Genomic DNA, 16,923 nt, shown 5'->3' on the forward strand with positions numbered 1-16,923 from the left:
ATATATTTGAGAAAGTACATTATAAAAAGAGTAATAGAAGCTATTTTAGTGGTTTTTGCAATTACAGTTATAACATTTATTATTTTAAATGTTATTCCAGGAGATCCAGTCTTATTAATACTTGGAGATAGGGCAGATGCAAATACTATTGAGATGGTAAGACATCAAATGGGATTTGATAAGCCTTTACAGATACAGTTTTTTAATTATTTAGGGAAGTTACTTCATTTAGATTTAGGAGTTTCTTATTTTACTCGTGAGGCAGTATTTCAATCTTTATCAAGAGCTTTTACCCTTACTATAAAGCTTGCACTTTCTGCCTATGCTTTTGCACTTGTTTTTGGAATTACTTTTGGAGTAATAGCATCAGTTAAAAGAGGTAAGTTTATAGATAAATTTTTAATGAGTACATCAATTATAGGAATATCAGCTCCCTCCTTTTGGGTTGCTATAATTCTTCAAATTATATTTGGACTTAAGCTTAATTTACTACCTATATCTGGTGGAGAGTCGGTATCAGCTTTTATTTTACCAGCCTTTGCATTAGGGACAAGGTATATTGCATCTATTGCAAGAATTACTAGAACAAGCATGTTAGAAATAATAGGTCAAGATTATGTAAGAACTGCAGAGGCTAAAGGGGTTTCAAAGTGGAGGGTTACTATTGGACATGCATTAAGAAATGCACTTCTTCCTATTATAACGTTAATAGGAGCAGAGTTAGGTGGAGTTTTAACTGGCTCTATGCTTATTGAAAAAGTATTTTCAATATCTGGCATTGGAAAACTTACAGTAGATAGCATATTAAGTAGGGATATGCCAGTACTTCAAGGGGCTATTATTTATATTGCAACTGTTTGTGTAATTATATATCTCTTAGTTGATATATCTTATGCATATATAGATCCAAGGATAAGATTAGGAGATGAGCAATAGGATGGATATTTTAAGTTTTGGTAAAAGTAAAAAGTATGATTATGAAAATATAGAAATTAAAGAAAATAATTATAAAGGATATTATTCTAAAAGCTTTAGGATATTTAGGAAAAATAAAGAAGCTATGCTGTGTCTTTTTATTATAGTTGCAATAAGTGTTGTAGCTATATTTGCACCATTTTTTGCACCCTATGATCCTAATGCTCAATCCTTAGCAGATATGCTTCAAAAACCATCAGCTAAACATTTATTTGGAACTGATGAATATGGTAGAGATATTTTATCAAGAATTATTTATGGAGCAAGAATATCTTTAAGTGTTGGAGTTATATCTCAAGGTATAGCATCTGTTATTGGATTTTTTATGGGAGTAATGGCAGGATACTTTGGAGGATGGGTAGATAGGATAATATCATTTTTAATACAGGTATTTTCCTCCTTCCCATATATTTTATTTGCCATAGCATTAATATTTGTTTTAGGACCAGGAATATTAAATTTATTTATAGCTTTAGGTTTACTTTCTTGGGCTAATATAGCAAGGATGATTAGAGGTCAAGTTATGCAGCTAAAAAAGAAGGAATATATAGAAGCTTGTATTATTAATGGGGGAAGTGGTCTTAGGGTAATTATGAAGCATTTATTGCCTAATTGTATTTCCACTATGATAGTACTTATAACTTTAGGTATTCCAAGTGCCATTATAAATGAAGCAGCTCTTAGCTTTTTAGGACTTGGTGTTCAGGCACCAGCCTCTAGTTGGGGCTCAATGATTAGTTTATCACAGCCCTATATTCGTTCTAATCCAAGCTATAGTATTATTCCAGGAATAGCAATTATTATAGTTGTATTATCCTTTAATATTGTAGGTGATGGATTAAGGGATGCTCTAGATCCTAAGATGAAGTCTTAATTTATTAAGGGAGGTTTAATGTTATGGATATTAATAATAAGAAATTATTAGAGGTAAAAGATTTAAAGGTTGAGTTTTTTACTGAAGAAGGAAGGCTTCCTGCAATAGATAATTTAAGTATTTCTATTAATGAAGGTGAAACTTTAGGAGTTGTTGGTGAATCCGGATGTGGAAAAAGTATTACTGCATTAGCTATTATGAGGCTTTTATCTTCTCCTGGAAAGATAACAAATGGAGAAATTTTATTTAAGGGTCAGGATTTAGTTAAGCTAAGGGAGGATGAAATTCGTAAGGTAAGGGGAAATGATATTGCTATGATATTTCAAGAACCTATGACTTCTTTAAATCCAGTTATTACAATTGGAAAGCAGATAATTGAAGTAATAACTACTCATAATAAGAATATTTCTAAAAAGGAAGCTAAGGAAAAAGCAATAGAAATGCTTAAATTAGTTAAGATACCCATGGCTGAAAAGAGAGTTAATGAATACCCTCATCAGTTATCTGGGGGTATGAGGCAAAGGATAATGATAGCCATTGCCTTAGCTTGTAATCCAGAGCTATTAATTTGTGATGAGCCAACTACAGCTCTTGATGTAACAATTCAATCACAAATATTAAAATTAATAAATACTCTTAAGAAAAAGACAAACTCCTCAGTAATTATGATAACTCATGATATGGGAGTTATTTCACAAATGGCTGATAATGTTGTAGTTATGTATGCTGGTGAAGCTGTTGAATATACAAGTGTTAGGGAATTATTTAGAAATCAACTGCATCCCTATACCACAGGACTTATTAATTCTATTCCAAGATTAAATGAAGAAGTGGAAGAGTTAGAAGTTATAGAGGGAATGGTTCCACTTCTTAGTGAATTACCTAAGGGATGTTTATTTAATACAAGATGTAAATATACTAAGGATATTTGTAGAGAAAAAAGACCTGATTTAATTGAATTTAAAGAAAATCATAAGGTTAGGTGTTGGAAGTATACAGAGGAATGGGATAAAGAGGGGGTAAAATAGATGGGGCAAGAAAATATGGATGATTATATTCTTGAAGTACAGGATTTGAAAAAATGGTATCCAATTAAGGAAGGGGTTTTTTCAAAGGTAAAGGGCAATATAAAGGCTGTAGATGGAGTATCCTTTAATATAAAACCTGGTGAAACCTTTGGAATAGTAGGTGAGTCTGGATGTGGGAAGTCTACACTAGGAAGAACTTTAATAAGGGCTATTGAGGCAACTTCAGGAAGGGTATTATTTTCTGGAAAGGATATGACTACTTTAAATAAAAAGGAATTAAAACTTGCTAGAAATAATATGAAGTTTATATTTCAAGACCCTTATGCTTCTTTAAATCCTAGGATGACAGTTAAAGATATTATTGCTGAACCTTTAGATATTCAAAAGCTTTATAAAACTAGTAAAGAAAGAGATGCCAAAATTGAAGAAGTAATGGATATGGTTGGCTTAAATAAAAAGTATATGAATAGATATCCTCATGAATTTTCAGGTGGGCAAAGACAGAGAATAGGAATTGCAAGAGCTATGATTTTGAATCCTAAATTAGTTATATGTGATGAACCTGTATCTGCTTTAGATGTATCAGTTCAAGCAAAAATTATTAATTTACTAAGAAAGCTTCAAAGGGAAAAGGGAGTAGCTTATATTTTCATTTCTCATGATTTAAGTGTTGTAGAACATATTGCAGATAGAGTGGCTGTAATGTATCTAGGCAAAATTGTAGAGATTTCTGATAAAAAGGATTTATATAGGAATCCTAAACATCCCTACACTAAGGCTTTACTTTCTGCAATTCCAAGAATAGATGTGGAGTTAGATGAAGATTTAAGTAGTGTAAGTTTAATTAGTGTAGATTTAGATAAAAAATTAAATAGTATAGCTTTAGATGAGAATTTAAATAATGAGGGAAATATGATTTTAGAAGGGGACCTACCTAGCCCAGCAAATCCACCATTAGGATGTAGATTTAATACAAGATGTCCTATTGCTTCTGATATTTGTTTTAAAGAAGAACCAGAATTAAAAAAGGTTAGAAATGATCATTTATGTGCCTGCCATTTTACAGATTAAGATTATTAGTGGAAAATATAGTGTCCTTTAAGAAAGATAGTATGGTTGAAAAATAGTATAGTTGAAATAGATAGTTTGATTAAAAAATATAGTAAGGGGAAGAGGAATGACTTATAAAAAAGAAGAGATAAGAGAAGATTTTATTAGAGATATAAAAGTCTTAAGTGAAGCTCATGGAATATCAGGCTTTGAAGATGATGTAGTTAAAATTGTAAAAGAGAAAGTTAAAGATTATGTAGATTCTTTAGAAACTGATGTTTTGGGGAACTTAATTGCATATAAAAAGGGAAATGGGAAAAAGAAGCTAATGATTACTGCTCATACAGATGAAATTGGGCTACTTGTAAAAAGAATTGATGCTAAAGGATTTTTATGGGTGGAGCCAATAGGAGGGGTATTCCCACAAACTTTATTTGGAAGACATGTTATTATAAAAACTGAAAAAGGGTATTTAGATGGAATAATAAATCATATAAATCCAGGGCGTCCAGAAGGAATATCTGAACTTCCTAAACTCCAAGATTTCTTTATTGAAATTGGAGCAACAAGTAAGGAAGAAGCAAGAGAAATGGGTGTAGAAGTTGGAAGCCCAGTATCCTTAGATTACGGTGTTTATTTCCTAGGAAATAATCGTGTTGCAGGAAAGGCTTTAGATGATAGAGTAGCTGTATTTATATTAATTGAATTATTAAAGACTCTTAAGGATGAAGAGGATATTCCTGATATTTATGCTGTATTTACTTCCCAAGAGGAAATAGGATGTAGGGGAGCAAAAACAGCAGCTTATAACATACATCCAGATGTAGCAATAGCTATAGATATATCTTTAGCCAATGATATACCTGATGTTCCAGAAAGAAAGATAATTACAGAATTAGATAAGGGACCAGTTATTAAGATTATGGACAAGCTTAAAACAAACTATCTTGGAATTATTGCAACTCCAAAGGTGGTAGAGGGCTTAAAGAAAGCATCTATAAATTCAGGACTAGAATATCAATTAGAGGTTTATGCTGCAGGCTCTACAGATGCATCAACAATTCAACCAGAAAGAGGTGGCATTGCATCAGGGGGAATATGTTATGCAACAAGATATGTTCATAGTTATGAAGTGGCATCTATAGATGATATAGTTGGATGCGTTCAATTATTGCATCAATATAGCAAGGATCTAACAGGAAAAAATTGGTCCCCTGGGGAAGAGGAAAAATAATAATGAAGAATGAAGAATCAAGAATTAAGGAATAAACTCCTTTTGGAGTTTATGAAATAAATATATTTTAAAAAAGAGGTTGCTTAGGCAATCTCTTTTTATTGAATATAAAAACGAAGATATTTGAATGATTTTAACTTAGCAAGAAATTAAAAGGAAAAAAATGGTCCTCTGGGGAAGGTTTTTATATTCTATTTTATGGATTTAAGGGTATAATTTTATTAGGAGGATAATTGGTAAAATATGTATAGAGGGAAGATAAGAAATAGGCTTTTAATATTCTTTTTAGTTATTACCTTTTTGCCTATAACAACTTTAGGAATCTTTGCAAATCTAATTTATACTAAGATTCTTGAGAATAAGGTTAATCAGCATACTGATCAAATGATAAAACAAATAGAAGTAAATATAGATAACCATATAAAATCAGTAGAAAATATTCTTATGTATATATCTAGTTCAGAGGATATTATAAGTTTTTTACAGCAATCCAAAGACGATAATTCTAAGGAAATCTATGATTTAGAGGCAAGAATAAGAAGAAACCTAAAGGTATATACTGATGTGAATTCTGAGATTTTTGGATTACTAGTTGTTAATAATAATGATAAATACATAAGTAATGAGCTAGAAAAGAAAACAAGGGATTCTTTAATGAAGGAAATATGGTACACAGGAGCTATTAATGAAAGTGAAAAGTCCTACTTTTTTAGTAATCCCATTGGAAGAAATCTAAAGCCTTATAAAAGCTATAGTGCAGAGGACATAATTTCTATTAGCAAGGCTGTTATAGATAAAAATACTAATGAGAGCATAGGTGTTGTTATGGCTGATATTAATTTGAAAAAGTTTGATGATATAATAAGTGACAATAACATTGGAGAAAAGGGATTCTTTTATCTTTTAGATAATAACAATAACATAGTTTATTCTCCAGTTAATCCAACAATATATAGAATAAATAGTAATAAGTTTAATAATAAGAAGGATAGTTTTATATATTCTATAAATAATGAAACCTTTAAGATAATGTACACTACTAGTAGTGTAACTGGTTGGAAAACCATAGGGGTATTTTCTTTTAAGGATATAACTAAAGACATAACTGGAATGGAAAGGTTTACTTTAATAATAGCAATAATTACATCTCTATTAGCTGTATTCTTCTCACTTTTATTTACAAATAGTATTGTGACGCCTATAAGGGAATTAAGAACTTTAATGAAGGGGGTAGAATCTGGGGATTTAGATTTAAAGTTTGAAGAGCATAAGTATAGCAATGAATTTGGAGAACTAGGCCATAGTTTTAATCATATGGTAAGTGAAATAAAGCAGCTTATTAATATGGTGTATGAGGAGCAGAGAAGTAAAAGAAAGGCAGAAATAGAAACTTTGCAAGCTCAAATAAAACCTCATTTTTTATATAATACCTTAGATACTATAGCTTGGATGGCAGAGGATTATAATGCAAAGGATATTGTTAAGTTAGTTTCTGCATTAACAAAGGTATTTAGAATTGGTTTAAATAAGGGAAAAGAAGTAATTAAACTAAGGGATGAAATTGAACATATTAATAGCTATTTAATTATACAAAAATATAGATATGAAGATAAGTTAAGCTATGAGATAAATTTTCACAAGGATATATTAGATATTTTAATTTTAAAACTTATTACTCAGCCTATAGTTGAAAATGCTATTTATCATGGAATAAAGGAAAAGAGAGGCAAAGGAGAAATAAGCATTAACTTTACTAAAGTTGTGGATGAAATAATTATTACTGTGGAAGATAATGGAGCTGGAATATCAGAGGAAAAGCTTCAAAATATAAATTCTATGTTAGAGACAAGCAATAGCTTTTATATAGATTCAGGAAGTGGCTCTGGTTATGGAATATCTAATGTTAATACTAGGATTAAACTTAGTTATGGGCAGAATTATGGATTGCGATATTATAGCAAGCTTGGAGTAGGGACAAAAGTAGAAATAAGATTACCATTTAATAATGATTATAAAGGGTAGGAGGGGAATTATCTTTGATTAAAGTTTTAATTGCTGATGATGAGCCCAGAATTAGAAGGGGAATAAAGAATACTATAAATTGGGAAGAAGAGGGCTTTGAGTTAATTGGTGAAGCAGAGGATGGAGAAGAAGCTCTTAATATGGCTAAGGAAAAGAAGCCAGATATATTACTTTTAGATATTTGCATGCCTTTCTTAAATGGAATCCAATTAATAGAGGAATTAAATAAGGTTTTATGTAATCCAGTTGTAATAATAATATCAGGACATGATGAATTTAGTTATACACAAGCTGCCCTAAGACTTAAGGTTTTTGATTACATCTTAAAGCCAATAGATAGGGATAATTTTAGAGCCTTGATTTTTAAGGCAAAGGAAGAGGTTATTTTAAGAAAAAAGAAAAATGAAAAGGAAAGCTTTAATAATATGATTCTTGAAAATAATATTTCTTATTTAAAGGATAACTTTTTTAAAGCTTGGATAAGTGGAAAGTTAAATAGTGATGAGTTAAAAATAAAAATGGAGAATTTTAATATAAATTACTCTAACAATATGGGGCTCTCACTTATAAAAATACTAGAAAAGAATTTTGTGGGCATGGTTAATAAAAATGAGAGAGAGTTAATTTCTTATGGAATTATTAATCTTTCAAAGGAAGTTATGAGTAACTTTAAAAATTTATATGTTTTTCCATATTCATCATCAAGGGTAGTAATACTATGTAATGTAGAATCAATAATATTATGGAAGGAAATATTAGTAGATTTAGAGGAAAAAATAACTTCTTTATTTAAAATTGATATTATTATTGAAAGTTCTTTATTAAGTAATGATCCTATGAAGATTAAGGAAACCTTCAATAAATTAAAGAGTAATGTTTTAGAAAAAAGTAAAAAGACACCTATTGTTTTAGAAGTAGAAAAGTATATAGAAAAGTATTATGGAGATGAGGACTTATCCATTGAGAAAGTATCTAATAAACTTGGAATTAGCCAAACTTATTTAACTAGGTTATTAAAGAAGGAGCTTGGAATGAATTTTATTGATTATTTAACTTATATTAGAATTCAAAATTCTATAGAGCTAATGAAGGAGCCTTCCATTAAGATATATGAAATTTCAAGGCTGGTAGGTTATAGCACTCAACATTATTTTAGCAGTGTATTTAAAAAGCACATGGGTATGTCTCCAAATGATTATAGGATGAGAATTAATAATGAGAATTAAATATGAAGACTTTGTTTATTTTATTGCTATTATACTACTTGGAATTTTCTCTGTATTTACTATAGGGGTACTAATTTTTAATAAGGTATCTGTTGATGAGGGGAAAGAGGAAAAGACCTTTGTTATAGGGGTTTCTCAATCTCAATTAATGGAGCCTTGGCAAATTAAAATTAATGAAGAAATAAAAAAGGAAGCTAGTAATTATAATAATATTCAAGTTATATATTTAGATGCTGTTGGTAGTCCCAATAAACAAATGGAGGATATTGATAAGCTGATGAAATATAATATTGATTTATTAATTATTTCTCCCTCTAATTCTAAAGATGTTACAAAGAAGGTTTCGGAGGTTTATAGCCATATACCTGTTATAGTTTTAGATAGAGGTGTGGAAGGTTATGATTATACCTTATATATAGGACCTGATAATAGCACTTTAGGAAAGCAAGTTGGAGACTGTGCTTTAAATTTACTAGAGGAGCAAGGGGGAAATATAGTTGAGATAAAAGGAGATTTAAATTCTAATGCAACTATAGAAAGAAGTAGTGGTTTTAGTAACAAGATTAATCAATGTAATAAGATAAAAATATCTAACTATATTAGTGTAAATTGGAATCGTGATGAAGCTGAAGATAAAATGAGGGAAATTTTTGAGAGTAATGATGATATTGATTTGGTTTTTGCCCATAATGATGCAATGGCACTTGGAGCATATAAGGCCTATAGGAATTCTAATTATAAAAAGGATGTAAAGTTTATTGGAATAGATGGATTAACAGGGGAAATGGGAGGATTAAACCTAGTTGATAAGGGGATTTTTTATGGAACTTTTACTTGTCCAACAGGTGGAAAAGAGGCAATTCAATATGCAGTTGATATATTGAATAAGGAAAAGGGAATCCCTAAAAAGGTTATATTAAGAAGTAGTTTAATTACTAAGGATAATATTGATGAGTATAAATTGAAAAAAGAAATAACTAAGGAAAGTGATGAAATAACCTTAGGCTTTTGTAATGTTGGTAATGAAGGTGGATGGAGAGAAGCTAATGAAAAATCTATAAAGAATGCAGCTGGTGATTTTGGAATTAATTTAATTTATTCAGAAGCAGATTTAAATTATGAAAAGCAAATTGATATATTAAATAAATTCATAGAAATGGATGTAGATATAATATCTTTTTCACCTGTTAAAGAAGAAGGCTATGAGGAAGTTTTAAAAAGAGCAAAGGAGGCTAACATACCAGTAATATTGGCAGATAGAACTATAAATATAGAAGATAAGACCTTGTATAATACCTTTGTTGGATCAGACTTTAGAGAAGAGGGAAGACGAGCAGCCAGGTGGTGTATGGAAAATTTAGAGGAGACTACTAATGTTTTTGAAATTCAAGGTATCTTAGGTTCTACACCAACTACAGAAAGAAGAAAAGGCTTTGAAGAAGTAATAAGTCCCTCTAATAATATAAAAATAGTTGAATCTATTAGTGGAGATTATACCTTTGAAGGTGGTAAAAAGGCAATGAAAAAATTCCTTGATAAAAGCTATAAGAAGTACAGAAATTCTAAGGTTTTGGTTTATTCTCATAATGATGATATGGCAATTGGAGCAATAGAAGCCATTGAAGAATATGGACTTAAACCAGGAGTAGATATAAAGATAGTTTCAATAGATGCAATAAAGCAGGGAATTCTTGCTATGAAATCAGGGAAAATAAATTGCATAATAGAATGTAACCCACTAATTGGTCCAGAAATTATGAAAATTTCAAAGGATATATTAAGTGGAAAGGACACCACTAGTATGATAATTACAGATGAAAAAATATTTGAAGGAAAAAACTTCGATATTGAATGGCTAAACAGAGCCTACTAGGAGCAGAGCTCCTAAATGAAGAATGTAGAATGTAAAATGTAGAATTATGGTGTAAATTCCTCCTGTGTCGGAACTTATTAAAAATGAAAAAACTTATTGCTAGCGCAAAATGCGTAATGCACAATGCATAATTAAGGATAAAACTCCTATCGGAGTTTTTGAAATTAAATAATGAAAAAATGAAAAGATTAAGCTGCATTTTTGCATTCTTCTTTATGTGAAAATAAGCTTATCAGGATACAAATAGAATTTATTTACAAATTATGTTAGTATAGACTTAAATAAGCATTTTATAAGCGTATTATATAGTTTCACATTGGAAGAGATGTAGAAGGATAGTTTTACTATTTTAATATAAATAAAGTTTGGGAGGTGTTGTCGTGATCAATGGAAAAAGTGTATATTTTAATATAGATATAATACAAATATTGGTTATTTTTATTATAGTATATTTTGCTACAATCCTCCTATTTAGGTATTTAATTAAGGCTAATAAGATAGAAGTAAGTAAAGTATCAAGAATATTTTATACAGATGATGAAAAGTTTATTAAAGATTGGGAAAAGAATAGAAAAAAACATAAATTAAAGTATGTTTTATATAATTTTATAATTAATAGTATAGTAATCTTTATAATTTTAAAAATATATTCAATGTTCACAGGAAATGAATTTAAGTCAGGTATATTTTGGGGGTTATTAATAGGTAATGTAATTGGCTTACAATTTAGATGGAATATAAATGAAGAAAAATATTATAAGTTATTGAATAAAAATAGTACATTTTATCATGAGTAATTATGATTTTAATTTGAAATCCTATGAAAATGAGAATTTAATGGGAGGACTATGGTTAAATTTATTTTAAAACATAAAGATATTTTATTAATAATATCTGGATTGATAATTATTCGTTTTTCAGAAAACATTAGAAATTATTTTCTAATGAGTAGTGATATTAAAAATTTGCTTTTAGATGCAATTTTTGGATTAGCAATTGTTTTAATAGGGCTACTCTATAATTTCAAAGAAGTTGAGGAGCAAGATAAGTAATTGTATTATATTGTAAAATAAAAAATGAAGGGAGTGTTAATATGGCAATAGAGCAAGGAACTAAAAGTTTGCTTGTATTTGGTTTTATTATTGTGGTGGTTATTGTTGCCTTATGCATTTGTTTATTGTGGAAAAAAACGAAAAATAATGGTTTATTGTGGTTTATACCTCAATTAGTAATGCTATCTCTATGTTTAATTTTATTTATTAGATTAATAAATAATCAAAGAACGATATCTCCTGCTATGCTTTCAGAGGAAAATAGTTTGTTCATTGGGCTTATTGCTATAAGTTGGGCTTTAAGTATGCTTCTTATGAGCATTGGGATTATTGTATCTTTTAAAAATAAGAAAAGATTAGACTAATGTACTTTTAATTAATCTCTTAGGCAAATCTTAATATATTACTAAATTAATTTATAGGTAGTAAGTAATGGTATTAAAATATGTATTACATATAAAAAAAGGGGGGATTTAGTGAAAATAAATAAGAAATATGCATTAAGTTTTTTTATTATTATAACAACCATACCAGCTATAATATTGAATTTTGCAAACCACCTTATGGGGAATGATGCAACCATTTCAAATTTAAAAGTATCCATTATATTTTTAATTCTTTGGTTTTTACTAAGCGTTTATTGTGGCTGGAAGAATGAAAAATCATACAAGAAATTTATTTTAATATATTGGGGGATAAGCATTATTACTTATTTACTTGTAGCACTTAGTTCAATTATTAATTTTGATGGGATGATCCTTGCCCCTCTAGCAATTTGGTACTACTCTCCTATATATGGATTAATGTACTTAAATAAGGGACTTTCTGTCTTCAATTTGGGCCCTTATACAGGCTTTTTAATAAGCTTTTTAGGATATTATATTGGATATTATATCTATAAATTAAAAATAATAGATAATGCGTAATTAAGGTGTAAATAACTTCGGAATTTAGAAATAATTAAAGAATGAAGCTTATCTTTTGCATTCGCAAAATTAAAATGAAAGAATGATGAAGTAAATTCCACAGGAATTTATAAATGTTCATAATTCAGCTTGTCTGAATTATATCCACAATTATGCGTAATTAATTGGTTAAGGGCTTCTTTGTTGAAGCTAGAATGGGGGAAGGAATATGGAGTGTAAGGAAATTCTTATTAAAATTGCTAATGAGTATTATAAGATTTTAGGGAATAATTTAATTGGTATATATGTGCATGGCTCTATTGCTTTTGGATGTTTTAATCCTAATAAAAGTGACATTGATTTTATTGTAGTTGTAAATAATATACCTAGTTTGGAGGAAAAGGAAGCATTAGTGCAGACGTTGTTATGTTTAAATGAGGAAGTACCTGATAAGGGCTATGAGATGAGCGTTGTTTTATCAAGATTTTGCAAAGAATTTATTTATCCAACTCCTTTTGAATTACACTATTCAATTGCTCATTTACATAGATGCAAAGATAATTTGAGAGAATATTGCATATCAATGAATGGTATGGATAAAGATTTGGCAGCACATTTTACAGTTATAAAAAAGGTTGGATATACTATTTGGGGAAAGCCAATAACTGAAGTATTTGGAGATGTTCCTAAGGAGAATTACTTAGATAGTATTAAAGAAGATATAGGTAATGCAACAGAGGAGATTAGTGGTAATAGCATTTATTTTATTTTGAATCTATGTCGTGTACTTGCATATAAAAATGAAGGCTTAATTTTATCAAAAGAGCAAGGTGGATTATGGGGAAAAGAAAAATTACCAGAAGAGTTTAGATTATTATTATCTAAAGCATTAAAAAATTATAAATCAGAAATTGAAGAAGTTTTTGATAGAGAACTTTTATTAGATTTTAGTAATTATATGATTGGAAATATATTTGATAAATAGATAAAATTTATAACTTAGATTTTATCAGTAATTCTAATATATTAATGATTAAATAATTTATAGGAAGTGTGTAATTATTTTTTAGAACTAAATAGCTAAAAGCGACGGCTGATACCAGTGATTAAATCAAAGGAATTTGAGAATATATGGTCAGTAGAGCTATTTATACTTTGAATGGAGGGTAAATATGAATATCATTATCAAACCACTGACACCAGAACTTTGCGCCGATTATTTTGACTTCTTTGAAAATAGGGCATTTACAGATGATACCCCATATAGGTGTTATTGCCACCTTTATCAAATGACCAAAGAGCAGAAGAAGGCAGTGTTTGACAAAGTAGAGGGGGCTGATGTAGGGCACGTTGCCAGAAAAGTTGCCGAGCAGCAGATTAATTCAGGTGATTTGAAGGGTTATCTGGCCTTCGTAGAGGGGGTTGCCATTGGTTGGTGCAATGCGAACAACAAATGGAATTATCCCGTGGAATCCTGTACCGGCACATGCTTTTATGCACCTGTTGAGAAGCAGGAAAAAGCTGTGGTCTGCTTCGAAGTAGCACCTGAATTTCGTGGAAAGGGAATCGCCACCGCACTCCTCACTTATGTGTGTGAGGAGGCTAAAATTGAAGGCTGTATTGCTGTTGAAGGTTTCGCCGTCCTGCGTGATGAACGATACGAATGGGATTGCACCGGTCCAATTAGACTGTATGAGAAAGTAGGATTCGTAAAAGTAGCAGAACAGGATGGATTTGTGGTTATGAGAAAAGACCTAAAATTAGAAAAATAAAGGAATCTTTCTATTATAAATATCAGTTTAAAACATAGTCAAAAATGTGGAGGGATTGAGATATGAAAAAGGAGAAAATACAGATTGAAATAATAATTTTGGTTATTATCTTTATATGTGGATTATCAATTGTTATAAATTCATTCAGTTTAGGTAACTTTTTTGCAGGACAGTATGATAGTACAGGATGGTCTTTGTCTGCTTATGAAGCAAATATAAAAATAATTTCATTTATGATAGTTGGAGCATTGATTTCATTTCTATCTGGGCTTGGAAAAGTATTTGGGAAAGTGGGTATATAAGAATACCTAATTATAAAGTTTATAAGGTGGATTCACATAATAAGACAAAACTTTACGATGTGCTTGAAAAAGAAATTAATATTATTAAATAATCCAATTATATTAGTAATTAAATTTATTCTATTTATTATGGTGATATATTATAAGTAAATGTGCAATTAAAATATTTATTATTGCTTTATATAAAATATTAAGGAGGGATACTTTGATGAAAAGATTTATTTTTGCTATCACAATATTTAGCTTAGTATTCATATTAATTGGGTGTAATAAAGTAGAAGATAAGCAAGTAGTAAATCCCTTTAATGATCTTCCAATAGATTTAACTAAAAGAATTGAATTTTCAAACCTAACAATTACAAGTGATGAAAAAGAGTTATGAAGAAGAACTTCTTATGAGAAAATAGTTTTGAGTATTAAATTTTATCTTTAAATATAAGAAAAAAACATTAAGATATTTATTGCTCTTTTCTTTTATGGAGATTTTAGTAATAGGATTATCTTCTAGGGAAATTAATTCTGCTTTTCCTTTATATTTTATTCCACTTATATTTCTTCAAGCAGTTTTAATTTATGGTGGAAACGAAGAATTAGGTTGGCGTGGAATAATGCAACCAATTATGGAAAACAAAGCACCCTTCCCAGTTGCAACATTAATTACTGGAGTAGTATGGTCCATATGGCATATCCCATTATGGTTAATAGATGGGGCTTCACAACAGGATATACCTTTTTTATTATTTACTCTTTTAGGTATTCTTTTAAGCTTTTTCTTAGCCACAGTGTATAAAAGAACTGAATGTGTATTCTTTTGTAGTATTCTGCATGGTCTTAGTAATACACTTTTGTCATTGTTTATAATAAAAGTGAACTTAATTCTTGTAATGGGTCTTATTATTATGTTGATGTTATCTATTTATCTGTGGTACTCACAAAAAGAAATGTATTAGTTTAAATTTCAATTTGACAATTATATATAGATGAGAAATTTTAAATTATACTAGGTAATTTATCGGAACTAAATAATTGTATTATGATATCAGTTAGTTTTATTTTTAAAGTGATGATAAATATGAATTATAAAAGGAGGACAAGCATGGTTATTGCCATTGAGGATAAGTGTAAAAAAGAGCAGATTGCAGAGAAGGTATTATCTAATTTGCCAGAGTGGTTTGGTTTGCCTGAAAGTACAAAGACATATATTAACTATAGTAAAGAAATGCCTTTTTGGGCTGATATAGAAGATAAAGAAATAAGAGGATTTATTTCATTAAAAGAAACAAGTCCCTATACTGTTGAAATCTACGTTATGGGAGTGTTGAAGAAATTTCATAGAAATAAAATAGGGTATAATTTATTTAAAGCTTGCTATGATTATGCCAAGGGACAAGGATATTTATATATGCAAGTTAAAACAGTAAAAGAAGGGTGCTATGAAGAGTATGATAAAACAAGTGCCTTCTATAAAAAAGTTGGATTTAAGGAATTAGAATGTTTTCCTACACTTTGGGATGAATGGAATCCTTGTCAAATTTATATTATGTCCATTGAATAATCTTTCAATTTATTCATTAGCTATAAGGAAGAATTTATTTTATTGATAATTTAAATTATATAAATTTCTTATAAAGTTGTAACTTTCCATTATCAAAATCAGTTTAAAAGAGATGGAAAAATAAAAATAGCTAAGGGGGAAGAGGTAAAGGTGAAGAATAGAAAAATTCTTTGTTCTATTGTAGCTATTATACTTATTTTAGGTGGTGTATTAATTTATTTGTTTAAACCAATGACCATGGATGAGCTTTATAGGAAACCTAATTTTACAGCAGTAGTAACAGAAGTATATGATAAAGAAATTTTAGTTACTGTTGATAAAGATCAGGCTGAATATAATAGTAGTGATAAAATAGTTGTTTCCATTAATGCTGAATTAAAGGATAGCAGGACAAGCTTTAAGGTTGGGGATAAAGTAAGGATATTTTATGATGGAAATATATTAGAAAGTTATCCTGCTCAAATACGTAAGGTTTATGCAATATTGTTAATTAATGAGTAGATATCACTTGTAAGGGAAAAGGTATATACTCATTCATTAAATATAAACAAAGGGGAGAGAAAAAGGTGGGAAAGAAAAATAAATTTATTATGGTAGCTATTTCGGTATGTATAATAGGGATAATATTTTATTTCCTTAATACTTACATGGTTGGCAATATAGATAATGTTAATGAAAGCCTTGTGAAATCAGAAGTTTATAGTGAAGAAGAAATTAAAGAAGCAATGAATATTGTTAAGAAAAATTTTAAAAAAGATTTTAAGGGATGTACGTTAACAGATTTATGGTATGCTGAAAGTATAACTAGAAATGAAGAAGAAGGATGGGCAAAGCAATATAATGCAGAAGAAGCAATAGTTTTATTATCAAATTTTGATGTGGATTCTTCAGGTGGTTCCTCTGGGGCACTAAATCCTAATACAACATATAAACAATGGAAATGGATTTTAGTTCGTAATAAACTTAATAAGAAATGGGAACTTAAAACCAGTGGATTAGGTTAGTATTATTTTAAAATAGAGCTTTAAATTACAATTAATAAAAGGACACGCATA

At 29.3% G+C, this 16,923-nt stretch carries 20 protein-coding genes; all 20 read left to right on the forward strand.

Annotation, left to right across the window (positions count from 1 at the left end):
• Window positions 1–6 precede the first annotated feature (6 nt).
• Window positions 7–936 carry an ABC transporter permease gene (locus tag ACFYH6_RS03760; protein ID WP_416180419.1) on the forward strand — a complete coding sequence of 310 codons (930 nt, stop codon included), beginning with the start codon at window positions 7–9 and terminating at the stop codon, window positions 934–936.
• A 1-nt stretch (window position 937) separates the two neighbouring features.
• Window positions 938–1,849, forward strand: coding sequence for an ABC transporter permease (locus tag ACFYH6_RS03765; RefSeq protein WP_416180418.1), 912 nt, complete (start codon window positions 938–940; stop codon window positions 1,847–1,849).
• Between the two features lie 23 nt (window positions 1,850–1,872).
• Complete coding sequence (locus ACFYH6_RS03770; RefSeq protein ID WP_416180417.1) at window positions 1,873–2,877, forward strand: ABC transporter ATP-binding protein; 1,005 nt, start codon at window positions 1,873–1,875, stop codon at window positions 2,875–2,877.
• Window positions 2,878–3,948, forward strand: coding sequence for an ABC transporter ATP-binding protein (locus ACFYH6_RS03775; protein ID WP_416180416.1), 1,071 nt, complete (start codon window positions 2,878–2,880; stop codon window positions 3,946–3,948).
• Window positions 3,949–4,054: 106 nt separating this feature from the next.
• Entirely contained in the window at window positions 4,055–5,161 is a 1,107-nt protein-coding gene (locus ACFYH6_RS03780) for a M42 family metallopeptidase (RefSeq protein WP_416180415.1), read from the forward strand.
• A 243-nt stretch (window positions 5,162–5,404) separates the two neighbouring features.
• Window positions 5,405–7,183, forward strand: a complete 1,779-nt coding sequence (locus tag ACFYH6_RS03785) for a cache domain-containing protein (RefSeq protein ID WP_416180414.1) — start codon at window positions 5,405–5,407, stop codon at window positions 7,181–7,183.
• Window positions 7,184–7,197: 14 nt separating this feature from the next.
• On the forward strand, window positions 7,198–8,409 hold the full coding sequence (locus tag ACFYH6_RS03790; RefSeq protein WP_416180413.1) for a response regulator transcription factor: 1,212 nt from the start codon (window positions 7,198–7,200) through the stop codon (window positions 8,407–8,409).
• The gene (locus ACFYH6_RS03795; protein WP_416180412.1) at window positions 8,399–10,282 is read left to right on the forward strand and encodes a substrate-binding domain-containing protein; all 1,884 of its coding nucleotides are present in this window, start codon (window positions 8,399–8,401) and stop codon (window positions 10,280–10,282) included. Before ACFYH6_RS03790 ends, ACFYH6_RS03795 begins: the two co-directional genes overlap by 11 nt.
• Window positions 10,283–10,662: 380 nt before the next feature.
• Window positions 10,663–11,079 carry a hypothetical protein gene (locus tag ACFYH6_RS03800; RefSeq protein ID WP_416180411.1) on the forward strand — a complete coding sequence of 139 codons (417 nt, stop codon included), beginning with the start codon at window positions 10,663–10,665 and terminating at the stop codon, window positions 11,077–11,079.
• A 51-nt stretch (window positions 11,080–11,130) separates the two neighbouring features.
• A complete protein-coding gene (locus ACFYH6_RS03805) occupies window positions 11,131–11,334 on the forward strand; it encodes a hypothetical protein (RefSeq protein WP_416180410.1) in 204 nt (67 codons plus the stop codon).
• Between the two features lie 41 nt (window positions 11,335–11,375).
• Window positions 11,376–11,699, forward strand: a complete 324-nt coding sequence (locus tag ACFYH6_RS03810; RefSeq protein WP_416180409.1) for a hypothetical protein — start codon at window positions 11,376–11,378, stop codon at window positions 11,697–11,699.
• Between the two features lie 111 nt (window positions 11,700–11,810).
• Window positions 11,811–12,260 (forward strand): hypothetical protein, encoded by a 450-nt coding sequence (locus ACFYH6_RS03815; RefSeq protein WP_416180408.1) that lies wholly within the window; start codon window positions 11,811–11,813, stop codon window positions 12,258–12,260.
• A gap of 208 nt (window positions 12,261–12,468) precedes the next feature.
• Window positions 12,469–13,224: an aminoglycoside adenylyltransferase domain-containing protein gene (locus tag ACFYH6_RS03820; RefSeq protein ID WP_416180407.1), complete on the forward strand. Its 756-nt coding sequence runs from the start codon at window positions 12,469–12,471 to the stop codon at window positions 13,222–13,224.
• A 187-nt stretch (window positions 13,225–13,411) separates the two neighbouring features.
• Window positions 13,412–14,011 carry a GNAT family N-acetyltransferase gene (locus tag ACFYH6_RS03825; protein WP_416180406.1) on the forward strand — a complete coding sequence of 200 codons (600 nt, stop codon included), beginning with the start codon at window positions 13,412–13,414 and terminating at the stop codon, window positions 14,009–14,011.
• A gap of 62 nt (window positions 14,012–14,073) precedes the next feature.
• Window positions 14,074–14,313, forward strand: a complete 240-nt coding sequence (locus ACFYH6_RS03830) for a hypothetical protein (protein ID WP_416180405.1) — start codon at window positions 14,074–14,076, stop codon at window positions 14,311–14,313.
• 208 nt (window positions 14,314–14,521) lie between these two features.
• On the forward strand, window positions 14,522–14,695 hold the full coding sequence (locus ACFYH6_RS03835; RefSeq protein WP_416180404.1) for a hypothetical protein: 174 nt from the start codon (window positions 14,522–14,524) through the stop codon (window positions 14,693–14,695).
• 94 nt (window positions 14,696–14,789) lie between these two features.
• Window positions 14,790–15,263, forward strand: a complete 474-nt coding sequence (locus ACFYH6_RS03840) for a lysostaphin resistance A-like protein (RefSeq protein WP_416180403.1) — start codon at window positions 14,790–14,792, stop codon at window positions 15,261–15,263.
• Between the two features lie 146 nt (window positions 15,264–15,409).
• A complete protein-coding gene (locus ACFYH6_RS03845; RefSeq protein WP_416180402.1) occupies window positions 15,410–15,868 on the forward strand; it encodes a GNAT family N-acetyltransferase in 459 nt (152 codons plus the stop codon).
• Window positions 15,869–16,018: 150 nt separating this feature from the next.
• On the forward strand, window positions 16,019–16,369 hold the full coding sequence (locus ACFYH6_RS03850) for a DUF3221 domain-containing protein (protein WP_416180401.1): 351 nt from the start codon (window positions 16,019–16,021) through the stop codon (window positions 16,367–16,369).
• Window positions 16,370–16,434: 65 nt separating this feature from the next.
• Complete coding sequence (locus ACFYH6_RS03855) at window positions 16,435–16,872, forward strand: hypothetical protein (protein WP_416180400.1); 438 nt, start codon at window positions 16,435–16,437, stop codon at window positions 16,870–16,872.
• Window positions 16,873–16,923 lie beyond the last annotated feature (51 nt).

The sequence above is a fragment of the Clostridium sp. HCS.1 genome, assembly GCF_047900555.1.
Taxonomy (GTDB): Bacteria; Bacillota; Clostridia; order Clostridiales; family Clostridiaceae; genus Clostridium.

Excerpts from the sequence above, each read along its gene's own strand:
- ACFYH6_RS03775 (WP_416180416.1), top strand. The coding sequence starts at position 2,878 with ATGGGGCAAGAAAATATGGATGATTATATTCTTGAAGTACAGGATTTG.
- ACFYH6_RS03765 (WP_416180418.1), top strand. The coding sequence starts at position 938 with ATGGATATTTTAAGTTTTGGTAAAAGTAAAAAGTATGATTATGAAAAT.
- ACFYH6_RS03840 (WP_416180403.1), top strand. The coding sequence starts at position 14,790 with ATGGAGATTTTAGTAATAGGATTATCTTCTAGGGAAATTAATTCTGCT.
- ACFYH6_RS03835 (WP_416180404.1), top strand. The coding sequence starts at position 14,522 with ATGAAAAGATTTATTTTTGCTATCACAATATTTAGCTTAGTATTCATA.
- ACFYH6_RS03845 (WP_416180402.1), top strand. The coding sequence starts at position 15,410 with ATGGTTATTGCCATTGAGGATAAGTGTAAAAAAGAGCAGATTGCAGAG.
- ACFYH6_RS03830 (WP_416180405.1), top strand. The coding sequence starts at position 14,074 with ATGAAAAAGGAGAAAATACAGATTGAAATAATAATTTTGGTTATTATC.
- ACFYH6_RS03785 (WP_416180414.1), top strand. The coding sequence starts at position 5,405 with ATGTATAGAGGGAAGATAAGAAATAGGCTTTTAATATTCTTTTTAGTT.
- ACFYH6_RS03825 (WP_416180406.1), top strand. The coding sequence starts at position 13,412 with ATGAATATCATTATCAAACCACTGACACCAGAACTTTGCGCCGATTAT.
- ACFYH6_RS03795 (WP_416180412.1), top strand. The coding sequence starts at position 8,399 with ATGAGAATTAAATATGAAGACTTTGTTTATTTTATTGCTATTATACTA.
- ACFYH6_RS03810 (WP_416180409.1), top strand. The coding sequence starts at position 11,376 with ATGGCAATAGAGCAAGGAACTAAAAGTTTGCTTGTATTTGGTTTTATT.
- ACFYH6_RS03770 (WP_416180417.1), top strand. The coding sequence starts at position 1,873 with ATGGATATTAATAATAAGAAATTATTAGAGGTAAAAGATTTAAAGGTT.
- ACFYH6_RS03780 (WP_416180415.1), top strand. The coding sequence starts at position 4,055 with ATGACTTATAAAAAAGAAGAGATAAGAGAAGATTTTATTAGAGATATA.
- ACFYH6_RS03805 (WP_416180410.1), top strand. The coding sequence starts at position 11,131 with ATGGTTAAATTTATTTTAAAACATAAAGATATTTTATTAATAATATCT.
- ACFYH6_RS03820 (WP_416180407.1), top strand. The coding sequence starts at position 12,469 with ATGGAGTGTAAGGAAATTCTTATTAAAATTGCTAATGAGTATTATAAG.